This is a genomic window from Bacillus sp. D48C, from assembly GCF_053345735.1.
Map to the genome: position 1 here is coordinate 400,023 of NZ_JBKFAQ010000001.1, position 12,613 is coordinate 412,635.

The 12,613-nt window shown below is 37.2% G+C and carries 12 protein-coding genes; all 12 read left to right on the plus strand.

What is annotated here, in order from left to right; all coding sequences use genetic code 11:
* Positions 1-31: 31 nt before the first annotated feature.
* The 12 genes from ACLBXA_RS02170 to ACLBXA_RS02225 all read left to right on the plus strand — a co-directional run bounded on the left by ACLBXA_RS02170 (position 32) and on the right by ACLBXA_RS02225 (position 12,604).
* Complete coding sequence (locus ACLBXA_RS02170; protein WP_000072243.1) at positions 32-2,677, plus strand: valine--tRNA ligase; 2,646 nt, start codon at positions 32-34, stop codon at positions 2,675-2,677.
* A 93-nt stretch (positions 2,678-2,770) separates the two neighbouring features.
* Complete coding sequence (locus ACLBXA_RS02175) at positions 2,771-4,072, plus strand: bifunctional folylpolyglutamate synthase/dihydrofolate synthase (protein ID WP_000582079.1); 1,302 nt, start codon at positions 2,771-2,773, stop codon at positions 4,070-4,072.
* 164 nt (positions 4,073-4,236) lie between these two features.
* A complete protein-coding gene (locus ACLBXA_RS02180) occupies positions 4,237-5,187 on the plus strand; it encodes a hypothetical protein (RefSeq protein WP_016098990.1) in 951 nt (316 codons plus the stop codon).
* Between the two features lie 232 nt (positions 5,188-5,419).
* Positions 5,420-5,995, plus strand: a complete 576-nt coding sequence (locus ACLBXA_RS02185; protein ID WP_000720491.1) for a Maf family protein — start codon at positions 5,420-5,422, stop codon at positions 5,993-5,995.
* A 46-nt stretch (positions 5,996-6,041) separates the two neighbouring features.
* Positions 6,042-6,719 (plus strand): RadC family protein, encoded by a 678-nt coding sequence (radC, locus tag ACLBXA_RS02190; protein ID WP_001013396.1) that lies wholly within the window; start codon positions 6,042-6,044, stop codon positions 6,717-6,719.
* 157 nt (positions 6,720-6,876) lie between these two features.
* The gene (gene mreB / locus ACLBXA_RS02195; protein ID WP_000466736.1) at positions 6,877-7,896 is read left to right on the plus strand and encodes a cell shape-determining protein MreB; all 1,020 of its coding nucleotides are present in this window, start codon (positions 6,877-6,879) and stop codon (positions 7,894-7,896) included.
* A 41-nt stretch (positions 7,897-7,937) separates the two neighbouring features.
* A complete protein-coding gene (gene mreC, locus ACLBXA_RS02200) occupies positions 7,938-8,789 on the plus strand; it encodes a rod shape-determining protein MreC (RefSeq protein WP_001135484.1) in 852 nt (283 codons plus the stop codon).
* A gap of 14 nt (positions 8,790-8,803) precedes the next feature.
* Positions 8,804-9,349 carry a rod shape-determining protein MreD gene (gene mreD / locus ACLBXA_RS02205; RefSeq protein ID WP_000975762.1) on the plus strand — a complete coding sequence of 182 codons (546 nt, stop codon included), beginning with the start codon at positions 8,804-8,806 and terminating at the stop codon, positions 9,347-9,349.
* 35 nt (positions 9,350-9,384) lie between these two features.
* Positions 9,385-10,071: a septum site-determining protein MinC gene (minC, locus tag ACLBXA_RS02210; protein WP_000391514.1), complete on the plus strand. Its 687-nt coding sequence runs from the start codon at positions 9,385-9,387 to the stop codon at positions 10,069-10,071.
* Between the two features lie 2 nt (positions 10,072-10,073).
* Positions 10,074-10,871: a septum site-determining protein MinD gene (gene minD / locus ACLBXA_RS02215; protein WP_000503309.1), complete on the plus strand. Its 798-nt coding sequence runs from the start codon at positions 10,074-10,076 to the stop codon at positions 10,869-10,871.
* Between the two features lie 133 nt (positions 10,872-11,004).
* Positions 11,005-11,751, plus strand: coding sequence for a stage IV sporulation protein SpoIVFA (spoIVFA, locus tag ACLBXA_RS02220; RefSeq protein ID WP_000797477.1), 747 nt, complete (start codon positions 11,005-11,007; stop codon positions 11,749-11,751).
* Complete coding sequence (locus tag ACLBXA_RS02225; RefSeq protein WP_000599047.1) at positions 11,744-12,604, plus strand: M50 family metallopeptidase; 861 nt, start codon at positions 11,744-11,746, stop codon at positions 12,602-12,604. The genes spoIVFA and ACLBXA_RS02225 overlap by 8 nt, the downstream gene beginning before the upstream one ends.
* The last annotated feature ends 9 nt before the right edge of the window (positions 12,605-12,613 follow it).

Below are 12,613 nucleotides of genomic sequence, written 5' to 3' on the forward strand. Positions count from 1 at the left end.
GGGACATTTTTTATTTTAAGGAGGGAAAATAATGTCAAACACGGAAAAGAATTTACCAACTAAATATGATCATATGTCCGTTGAAGAAGGCCTTTATCAATGGTGGCTTGAAGGCAAATATTTTGAAGCAACAGGAGACGAGAAGAAACAACCGTATACAATTGTAATTCCACCTCCGAACGTAACTGGTAAGTTACACTTAGGTCATGCTTGGGATACAACTCTTCAAGATATTTTAACTCGTACGAAGCGTATGCAAGGATACGATGTACTATGGCTTCCAGGAATGGACCATGCTGGTATCGCAACACAAGCGAAAGTAGAAGGAAAACTTCGTGAAGAAGGTATTTCACGTTACGATCTTGGCCGTGAAAAATTCCTTGAAAAAGCTTGGGAGTGGAAAGAAGAGTACGCTTCTCACATTCGTCAACAATGGGGGAAAGTTGGTTTAGGACTAGACTATTCTCGTGAACGCTTCACATTAGACAAAGGTTTATCAGATGCGGTTAATAAAGTATTCGTTCAATTATACGAAAAAGGCTTAATTTACCGTGGTGAATATATCATCAACTGGGATCCAGCAACACGCACAGCTCTTTCTGATATTGAAGTAATTCATAAAGAAGTTCAAGGTGCATTCTACCATATGAACTATCCGTTAACAGATGGTTCTGGCCACATTCGTCTTGCGACAACTCGTCCAGAAACGATGCTTGGTGATACAGCAGTAGCAGTTCATCCAGAAGACGATCGTTACAAACATTTAATCGGAAAAACAGTTACACTTCCAATTGTAGGCCGTGAGATTCCGATTATTGCTGATGAGTACGTAGAAAAAGACTTCGGAACAGGTGTTGTAAAAATTACACCAGCTCATGACCCGAATGATTTTGAAGTAGGTAACCGTCATGACTTACCACGCATCTTAGTAATGAATGAAGATGGATCGATGAACGAAAAAGCTGGTAAGTATAACGGTATGGATCGTTTCGAATGCCGTAAAGCATTAGTGAAAGACTTACAAGAGGCTGGCGTATTAGTAGAAATCGAGCCTCATATGCATTCAGTAGGTCATAGTGAGCGTAGCGGTGCAGTAGTTGAGCCTTACTTATCAACACAATGGTTCGTAAAAATGGCTCCACTTGCAGAAAAAGCAGTAGCACTTCAACAAAAAGAAGAAGAAAAAGTAACGTTCGTACCAGAGCGTTTTGAAAACACATACTTACGCTGGATGGAAAACATTCATGACTGGTGTATTTCTCGTCAATTATGGTGGGGACACCGTATTCCAGCTTGGTATCATAAAGAAACTGGTGAGGTATACGTAGGTACAGAAGCACCAGCAGATATTGAAAACTGGAATCAAGATAATGACGTACTGGATACATGGTTCAGTTCAGCGCTATGGCCGTTCTCAACACTTGGTTGGCCGGATGAAGATTCAGCAGACTTTAAGCGCTACTATTCAACAGATGCATTAGTAACTGGTTATGACATCATCTTCTTCTGGGTATCTCGTATGATTTTCCAAGGTTTAGAGTTTACAGGCGAGCGTCCATTTAAAGATGTATTAATTCACGGTTTAGTTCGTGATGAGCAAGGTCGTAAGATGAGTAAATCTCTTGGTAACGGTATTGACCCAATGGATGTTATCGAGAAGTACGGTGCAGATGCAATGCGCTATTTCTTATCAACAGGAAGTGCACCAGGTCAAGATTTACGCTTCAGCATGGAGAAAGTAGAATCTACTTGGAACTTCATTAATAAAATTTGGAATGCATCACGCTTCGTATTAATGAACATGGATGATATGAAGTATGAAGAAATCGATTTAACTGGTGAAAAATCAGTTGCAGATAAGTGGATCTTAACTCGCTTAAACGAAACAATCGAAAGTGTGACACGTAACATGGATAAATATGAGTTCGGTGAAGCTGGACGTTCATTATACAACTTCATTTGGGACGATTTCTGTGACTGGTACATTGAAATGGCGAAGCTTCCACTATACGGTGAAGATGAAGCAGCTAAGAAAACAACTCGTTCTATTTTAGCTTACGTATTAGACCAAACAATGCGTCTATTACATCCATTCATGCCATTCGTAACAGAAAAAATTTGGCAACATTTACCACATGAAGGCGAATCTATTACAGTAGCTGCGTGGCCAACAGTTCGCGAGGATTTACAAGATACGGAAGCTGCGGCAGAAATGCACCTTCTAGTTGATATCATTCGCTCTGTTCGTAACATCCGTGCAGAAGTAAATACGCCAATGAGCAAAAAAGTTCAAATGCAAATTAAAGCAAAAGATGAGGCTGTACTTGCTCAACTTACGAAAAACAGCTCTTACATTGAGCGTTTCTGTAATCCAAGCGAATTAACAATTCAAACGGATTTACAAGCGCCAGAAAAAGCAATGACTGCAATCGTATCAGGTGCAGAGTTATTCTTACCATTAGCTGATCTTATCAATCTTGATGAAGAGAGAGCTCGTCTTGAGAAAGAACTTGAGAAGTTCGATAAAGAAGTAGAACGTGTACAGAAGAAACTTTCTAACCAAGGTTTCGTAGCGAAAGCTCCTGCGGCAGTTATTGAAGGAGAGCGTGCGAAAGAGCAAGATTACCTAGAAAAACGCGAAGCAGTTCGTCAACGTCTAGTAGATCTTGAAAAGTAAAAATGTTTTTAGAGACTCACTATATTGGTGAGTCTCTTTTCTTTGCGTATAATAGAACTATGAAAGTTGTCTTTTGAAAGGGGAAAAGCATACGTGATACATACATACGAAGAAGCGATAGGATGGATTCATAGCCGATTGAAATTTGGAATTAAGCCAGGATTAGAAAGAATGAGATGGATGCTAGAAGAACTCGGAAATCCAGAGCGTCATATAAAATGTGTTCATCTTGCTGGTACAAATGGAAAAGGTTCAACGTTAACATATATGCGCTACATGTTAGAAGGCGCGAAATATAAGGTAGGAACGTTCACCTCTCCTTATATCGAAACATTTAATGAACGCATTAGTGTGAATGGGACACCAATTGCAGATGAAGAGATTACTGAACTTGTAAAGATGGTAAAACAAGTCGTGGAAAAACTAGATGAGACGGATTTAGGGGAAGCGACGGAGTTTGAAATTATTACTGTTATGGCAATTTGTTATTTCGGTAAAGTCAATTTCTGTGATGTTGTTTTATTTGAAACAGGGCTTGGTGGACGTTTTGATTCTACTAATGTTATACACCCTGTTCTCACGATTATTACGAATATCGGTCACGATCATATGCATATTTTAGGGAATACACTAGGAGAAATTGCATATGAAAAGGCGGGGATTATTAAATCTGGTGTGCCGGTAATTACTGGTGTGCAGGACGAAGAAGCTTTGGAAGTCATTCAAAATGTTGCAAAGGAAAACCATGCAAACCTATACGAACTTGACAAGCATTTTACAGCGTTACATAAGCAGTCTAAAGAAGATGGGGAAGAGTTTGATTTTACTTGTCCTTTTGCCGCATTTGAAGATTTGCAAATCTCAATGAAAGGCATTCATCAAGTAGGAAATGCAGCGCTAGCACTTATGGCAGTCATGTATGTAAAAACATATCTATCATTTTTAATTGAGGAAGAGGAAATAAGAACGGGATTACGGGAAGCGTATTGGATTGGGCGCTTTGAAAAGCTGCAAAGTAACCCGGATATTATTATAGATGGTGCCCATAATCCAGAAGGTATTGAAAGCCTTGTGAAAACAGTAGAAGCGCATTACAAAGATAAAAATGTAATAGTTTTATTTACTGCCCTTGGTGATAAACAATTGCATAACATGGTAGGCCAATTAGAAACCATTGCAGATGAAATTATTTTTACAACATTCGCCTTTGATCGTGCTATCTCTGCTGATAAACTTGCATCATATTCACAAAAAGAATCAAAATTAGTTTTTGAAAATTGGAAAGAGGCAATTGATACAAAAGTTGAAATGATAGGAGAAAATGATGTTTTCATCATAACAGGTTCTCTTTATTTCATTTCTGAAGTTCGAAAATATATTCGCGAGAAAAACTAGATAGTCTTTGCTATCTAGTTTTTTGTTCTACAAATGAAGTCAAAAGCATACATATAAGATAAATATATAGGGTTATTTGGCGAATTTCTCTGACAAATATCTCGTTTTTTTGTGAAAGGAATATGATATGATGCGGACAACGATAAGAGGTGAGGTGTGAGTGTATGGACAAGCAATCACGAACGATCTCAGTGAAAGTGAATGGAACAGAAGCGAAGTATGAGGAAAAGAAGAAAGATGAATTTGAATGGATGGTAGTAGAAGGTGAACGACCGAGAAATGTTGTTCCGTTTCAAAAAGCGAAATCGATGTCTGTGGAAAAATACCGAAAGAAGTGGAGTAATACATTAATTGCAATCGTTGCAACCGCAATTATTATCGGTACGGCGTTTGGAATGGGGATGCTTCATTTACTCACCGGACAAGGAACGACAGGAGGAAGTGAAGTAACAGCTTCCAAGCCGACTGGGAATGGAGAATCAAAGGTGGGTGGAACGGCAGGACAAACATCAGAACCAAAAGAAGAAAAACAAAAAGCACAGGCAGGAGCGTCATTGGATCCGATGAAATTATTTTTTGTTCAAGGGGGGCTTTATTCTTCTGAAGAAAAGGGACGAGCAGCTCTTGAAGAATGGAAAGGCAATGGGGGCATTGGAGCTTTGAGACCGAGCGGGGATAAGTATGCAATAGTTGTTGGTATTGCTAGCGATGAACAGGCTATAAATCAATTAATGACTCAGTATAAAAATGATGGTGTCTCCGTTTTAAAAAAGAACTGGGATATAACAGATAAAGCGTTGCTGAAAGATGATAAAGAAGTAGGAACATTTTTAGCAAAAGTGCAGCCATTATACACTCATTTAGCAAAATATGCTTCTAGTGTACAAGTTGGTGGAAAAAGCAGCGCAAAAGATATAGAAGCGATTGAAAAAGAATGGAAAGCGATTGAAAAAGAGGGGAAAAGTATGAAGCAAGAAGAAGCAAAGAAACTGTATATGTATACGTCGGTAGCTGTACAAACAGTAAAAGATGGGAAAATGGATAAGGAATCTTTGGTGAAATTAAATCAAGTTATTATTGATGGCCTACTTTCGTATGAAAAAATTGTTTCGTAGAAAGTGAAATGATAGGATAATAAAATGAGTAAGAAAGAAGTACATGTACTTCTTTCTTTTCTTTTGAATTTAGAGCAAAGTGCTTTCTCTATGACAGGAATATAATCGTATGCAATAAAGAATTGTTATTTTAGTTAGAGAAATTAATATTTCTTTCATTTGTGGACAAACTATTCCTTTGATACGATTGATATAAATTGTTCTGCTTCATGTGAGAAAGGAAGGAGAAAATATGAAAAAAATAATTTTAGCTTCAGGATCACCTCGGAGGAAGGAATTGCTTGAGTTAGCTAGCATACCATTTGAAATCGTTGTAAGTGAAGTAGAGGAAACAATTGGTGCATATTCATCGCCTTCTGATATTGTAATGTCGCTTGCCTTGCAAAAAGCATCAGCGGTGGCAGAAAATAATAGTGATCACATTGTGTTAGGTGCAGATACAATTGTTACATATGAGTCGCGTATTCTTGGTAAGCCTTCTAATGAGGATGAGGCGAAAGAGATGTTACAATTACTATCAGGGAAAACACATGAAGTGTATACAGGTGTTGCGATTATATCAAAAGAAAAAACGGTTACTTTTTATGAGCGTACAGAAGTTACGTTTTGGGAGCTAACAGAAGAGGAAATTGATACATACGTCACGTCGAAAGAACCTCTTGATAAAGCCGGTAGTTATGGGATTCAAGGTAAAGGATCTATTTTCGTTCAAAATATTCAAGGGGACTACTATAGTGTAGTTGGCTTACCAATTGCACGTCTCGTTAGGGAATTAAAACAATTTGATATTGATGTAACCCATGCGTAAAATTGCATGGGGTTTTCTTTGAGAGAACAAATAAAGGAGTGGAGAGATGAACGGTATTCGTGATGTTGTAAGAGAAGAACAGCCACGGGAGCGTTTATTGTTAGAAGGTGCCGGAAGTTTATCAAATCGAGAGCTTCTCGCAGTATTACTCAGAACAGGTTCTAAAGAAGAAACAGTGTTAAAGTTATCAGATAAAATTTTACACCAATTTGATGGCTTACGTATGTTGAAAGATGCAACATTAGAAGAGCTAATTAGTATACATGGTATTGGGATTTCAAAGGCATCGCAACTTATGGCAGCCTTTGAACTAGGCAGAAGAATGGTGCGTTTAGAATATCAAAATAGATATAGTATTCGAAGTCCAGAAGATTGTGCGAAATACATGATGGAAGAAATGCGTTTTTTACAACAAGAGCATTTTGTTTGTTTATATTTAAATACAAAAAATCAAGTTCTACATAGGCAAACGATTTTTATTGGAAGTTTAAACACGTCAATTGTACACCCCAGGGAAGTTTTTAAAGAAGCCTTCCGTCGTGCAGCAGCCTCTATTATATGTCTTCATAACCATCCCTCAGGAGATCCCACGCCGAGCCGTGAAGATATTGAAGTAACAAAACGTTTAGTAGAATGCGGCCAGATTATCGGAATTGAAGTGCTAGATCATATTATAATAGGTGACCATAAATTCGTGAGTTTAAAGGAAAAAGGTCATATTTAAGACTATGCTTTTTACTTATTTTGTTTTATAATGTGATTTATGAGTTTTTTGTAGAAATTTATCTACAAAAAGGATAAAGATATAAAAAACGTACTGTTTTTATAATATAAAGTAAGAAAAAATGAGTCCGTGAAAACAAGAAAGGAAGATAAATAATATGTTTGGATTTGGTGGATTTACTCGCGATCTTGGAATAGACTTAGGAACTGCGAACACGCTTGTATATGTAAAAGGAAAAGGTGTAGTTTTACGTGAACCTTCAGTAGTTGCGTTACAAACTGATACGAAACAAATCGTTGCTGTAGGTAGCGACGCAAAACAAATGATTGGTCGTACACCAGGGAACGTTGTGGCACTTCGCCCGATGAAAGACGGTGTAATTGCTGATTATGAAACAACTGCAACAATGATGAAATATTACATTCAACAAGCTCAAAAATCAAACGGTTTCTTCTCACGTAAGCCGTATGTAATGGTATGTGTACCATCTGGTATTACAGCTGTAGAAAGACGTGCAGTAATCGATGCGACTCGTCAAGCGGGTGCTCGTGATGCTTATCCTATCGAAGAGCCATTTGCAGCAGCAATTGGTGCAAACTTACCTGTTTGGGAACCAACTGGTAGTATGGTAGTTGATATCGGTGGTGGTACAACAGAAGTTGCAATTATTTCTTTAGGAGGTATTGTAACAAGTCAGTCAGTTCGTGTTGCTGGTGATGATATGGACGATTCAATCATTCAGTACATTAAGAAAAGCTATAACTTAATGATCGGTGAAAGAACAGCTGAAGCATTAAAATTAGAAATCGGTTCTGCAGGCGAGCCAGAAGGTATCGAGCCTATGGAAATTCGCGGTCGTGATTTAGTAAGTGGTTTACCAAAAACAGTACTAATTCAGCCAGAAGAAATTGCAGATGCATTAAAAGATACAGTAGATGCGATTGTAGAATCAGTTAAAAATACACTAGAAAAAACTCCACCTGAATTAGCAGCTGATATTATGGACCGCGGTATTGTATTAACAGGTGGCGGGGCATTACTACGTAATTTAGATAAAGTAATTAGTGAAGAAACAAAAATGCCAGTTCTTGTTGCAGAAGACCCATTAGATTGCGTAGCAATTGGAACAGGTAAAGCATTAGACAATATCGATCTTTTCAAAACTGCTGCTCGATAATATTGCAAAATAAAAATCAGTGAAATTAAGAGGGTGTGAACGTGCCACAGTTTTTCTTAAACAAAAGATTAATTGTTTTGTTAGTTAGTATTATTCTTCTCGTGGCATTGATTGGAATCTCATTGAAAGAACGGAACAGTTTAACATGGCCAGAGCAGTTTGTTAAAGACACTGTCGGTGTTGTAGAACGTGTATTCCAAAAGCCAGCGAAATACGTAGCTGGATTCTTCGAAAATGTAGAGGATGTAAAGCGCACGTATGAAGAGAATAAAGAATTAAAAGCAAAATTAGATAATTATGCAGGTCTATCAGGGAAAGTAAAACAATTAGAAGATGATAACAAGAAGTTACAAGAGTTAACTGGAAAAAAGGAGTTGCTGAGCGATTATACTGAGATTCCAGCTACTGTTGTTTCTCGTAGTTCAGATAAATGGTACGATTTAATTGGAATTGATAAAGGGGCACAGCAAGGAATTAAAAAAGATATGGCTGTTATGACTTCACAAGGTTTAGTTGGACGTGTGAAAAGTGTATCTCAGTTTACATCATCAGTAGAGTTATTAAGCTCTATGAGCCGAACAAATCGTGTATCTGCTATTGTACAAGGGCAAGAAAATATCTTTGGTTTAATTGAAGGTTACGACAAAGAAAAACACTTACTTCTTTTCACAAAGATTGGTTCTGATGCAAAAGTAGAAAAAGATCAAATGGTTGTAACATCTGGACTAGGTGATATTTTCCCGAAAGGTCTTGTAATTGGGAAAATCGTTGATGTACAACCAGATGCATACGGCTTAACAAAAACAGCTTATGTAAAACCTGCCGCTGATTTAAATGACGTAGAGCATATTATGGTTGCTAAACGTAAAAAGCCTTCAGCGCCATTAGAATAGGAGGGAGAGAAGAGATGATGAAGATTTTAAAAAGAGCAGCTCTTCCTCTTTTGCTCCTTTTTGTGTTTCTATTTGAAAATATGTTTGCTACCATTGTTCCAACAAATGTGTTTTGGAAAGAGAGTATAGCAGCACCGCATTTCTTTATAATCGTCTTATGTTTTATTACAGTGTATTATAGTCCGGTCCAAGGGATTTATTACGGACTATTATTTGGTTTCTTATTTGATACCGTATACACAGAACTTGTCGGTATATATATTTTTGCTTATCCGATTTTAGCTTATTTAGTTTATAGTGTGATGAAAGTACTGCAATTGAATTTATTTATTGTTGTTTCCATCATATTAGCTAGCGTTGTAGCACTAGAGTATTATGTGTATGGATTTTTAACTTTGTTGGGACGTACTCATATGCCAGCGTATGTCTTTTTCACAGATCGTCTCCTTGCTACTTTATTGTTAAATGCTATTTTCTTGTTGATAGTTTGTTTCCCACTGAGACGATATATATTGCGTCTTTCAAAAGCGATGGAAGAAAAAGAAAAAAGGATTTTCTAATTTTATGTCGAATTGAATCGGTGGGGTGAACTTTAGTGGAAGAAAAAAAGCAACAAAATGTAACGATAAAAGGGACAAAAGATGGGATAACGCTTCATTTAGATGATTGTTGTTCATTCTCTGAATTGTTGATAGAATTAGACGAAAAACTTTCTACACATTACTACGATGGTGATGGACGCTCTTTAATTGAAGTGCATGTGAAAGTAGGAAATCGTTATTTAACAGAAGTCCAACAAGAAGAGATTCGTACGTTAATTCGTAATAAAAAGAATCTTGTTGTGGATTCAATTAAAAGTGATGTTATCACTAAAGCAGAAGCAATAGCTTGGAAAGAAGAAACAGAAATTGTCCCTATTTCCAAAATTGTTCGCTCTGGACAAGTTTTACATGTAAAAGGAAATTTGTTGTTAATTGGAGATGTTAATCCAGGCGGAACGGTTATCGCTGGGGGGAATATTTTTGTTGTAGGATCATTAAGAGGAATTGCACATGCTGGGTATTATGGGGATTCGGATGCTGTAATCGCTGCATCTGTTATGAACCCGATGCAACTTCGAATTAGTGATGTGGCAATGCGGGCTCCGGAAGAGAAAGAAGACGGAGCGGAGGCGGCAGAATGTGCGTATATTAATGAGAACAATCACATTGTTGTCGATCGCCTGCAACTTCTCACTCATCTTAGACCTAATTTAACAAAGTTAGAAAGGGGAATTGTATAGCTGTGGGAGAGGCAATAGTAATTACATCTGGAAAAGGCGGAGTAGGTAAAACTACAACGTCTGCGAACATTGGTACGGCCCTAGCGTTATCTGGAAAGAAAGTGTGCTTAATTGACACAGATATCGGTCTTCGAAATTTAGACGTAGTAATGGGGCTGGAAAATCGTATTGTATTTGATCTTGTTGATGTCGTTGAAGGGCGTTGCCGTTTACCTCAGGCTCTTATTAAAGATAAACGTTTTGATGATCTTTATTTATTACCTGCAGCACAAACGAGTGATAAATCAGCGGTAACACCTGAACAAATGGATGAATTAATACAAGTATTACGTCAAGATTATGATTACATATTAATTGATTGTCCTGCGGGGATTGAGCAGGGATTTAAAAATGCGGTAGCTGGTGCGGATAAAGCAATCGTTGTTACGACGCCAGAAGTATCCTCAATGCGCGATGCGGATCGTATTATTGGGCTTTTAGAAAAAGAGGATATTGAACCACCAAAACTTGTTATTAACCGTGTACGTAGTCATATGCTTCATGAACAGGATATGTTAGATGTTGATGAAATTGTACGTACATTGTCAATCGAGCTTCTTGGTGTTGTCGAAGATGACGATGAAGTTATTCGAGCTACAAATACAGGTGAACCTGTGGCGTTGCAACCAAGCGGAAAAGCAGCGTTGGCTTATCGTAATATCGCAAGACGCTTGTTGGGTGAGAATGTACCATTACAAGCATTTGAACAAGAAAAGGTATCGGTATTTGCAAAGGTAAAAAACTTCTTTGGAATCCGTTAAAAGCACTTCGCACATATGCGAAGTGCTTTCTTTTTTCTTCACACGAATATCTTTCTTTCTTAGCTCATACACATGTACAAACTGTATACAACTGTTTCTATTGAAATTAGCTTACGGAAAGAAAGGAGACAGTATGAAGAATAGACGCGTAGAAGAAATTAAAAAGCGGATTGCGAAAAGGAAGGCCGAGCAAGAAAGGATGGAGGAAGAGCAGTATTTTACCGGAGGGAATTTTGGTAGCGAAACAGTATTTATTGAAGAAGGAGAAAAGGAAATTCACCCTTTATTTCGAAAGGAAGTCTTTTTCTTCAAAGTTTTATTATCAGCAATATTAGTTCTTTCGGTTGCTATTTTATATAAGAATGCCCCGTCTTCGTTCGATGGTGCTAAAGCTGTTACAGAAAAAGTGATGAAAGAGGAATTTCAGTTTGCTACTGTAGCGAAATGGTATGAAAAGCAATTTGGAAAACCGCTTGTATTTTATTCACCGAATGAGAAAAAAGAAGGAAGTATTCAGCAAAAAAATTATGCAATTCCTGCTTCTGGAAAAGTAATGCAAGGGTTTCAAAAAAATGGCCAAGGTGTATTTGTCCAAACAGCTACAAATGCAACAGTTGAGTCAGTGAATGAAGGATTAGTTGTTTTTGCGGGTAAGAAAGAGGAACTTGGAAATACAGTTCAAATTCAACATGCAGATGGTACGGAGTCATGGTATGCAAATTTAAACGATATGTCAGTGAAATTATATGATTACGTTTCAAAGAAACAAAAAATTGGAACGGTGAGTAATGATACAAATGATAAAAATGGAAAGTTTTATTTCGCGATAAAAAAGAATGAAAAATTTATTGATCCGATCCAGGTGATATCATTTGATTAAATATAGGGACGTCTTAACGAAAATTTCCGTGCATCCATTATTTTGGGTTATCATTGTCATTGGTATTTTTACTGCACGTTTTAAAGAATTAATACTGTTATTTTGTATTGTTCTTATTCATGAACTTGGGCATGCTCTTGCAGCAGCGCACTATAATTGGCGTATAAAAAAAATTCAGCTTTTGCCGTTTGGTGGCGTGGCTGAGCTTGAGGAACATGGTAATAAGTCGTTGAAAGAGGAACTTGTTGTCGTAATTGCAGGACCGATTCAACATGTTTGGATGATGCTAGTAGGTTATATATTATTTGAAGCCGGTTGGCTGAACGCGGATTTATATTATTTCTTTATGTGGAATAATATAATTATTTTAGCGTTTAATTTACTCCCTATTTGGCCGTTAGATGGCGGGAAAGTATTGTTTAATATACTATCATATCGTTTTCCTTATTTACAAGCACATGGAAAGATGATGAAATTGTCATGTGTTTTTTTTGGTGTAATATTAGGATGGCAGTTACTCTGGAATAGCAATAATATTATGATGTGGGTACTACTCATGTTTTTGGCAGTGTCGTTATATCAAGAGTGGAAACAAAGACGGTATGCCTTTATGCGTTTTTTATTAGAACGTTATTATGGGAACAAAAGAGGAATTGAAAAGATTGCACCTATTGAAGTGCAATCAGAAGATCATTTATATAAGATATTCACAAAATTTCGTAGAGGATATAAGCACTCTATTATCGTCCATGGAAAATATAAAGAACATTACACATTAGATGAAAATGAACTGCTCTATGCATATTTTACTGAAAAACGAACAACTTCATCAGTTGAAGAATTAATCGGTTAGTGTTGACGA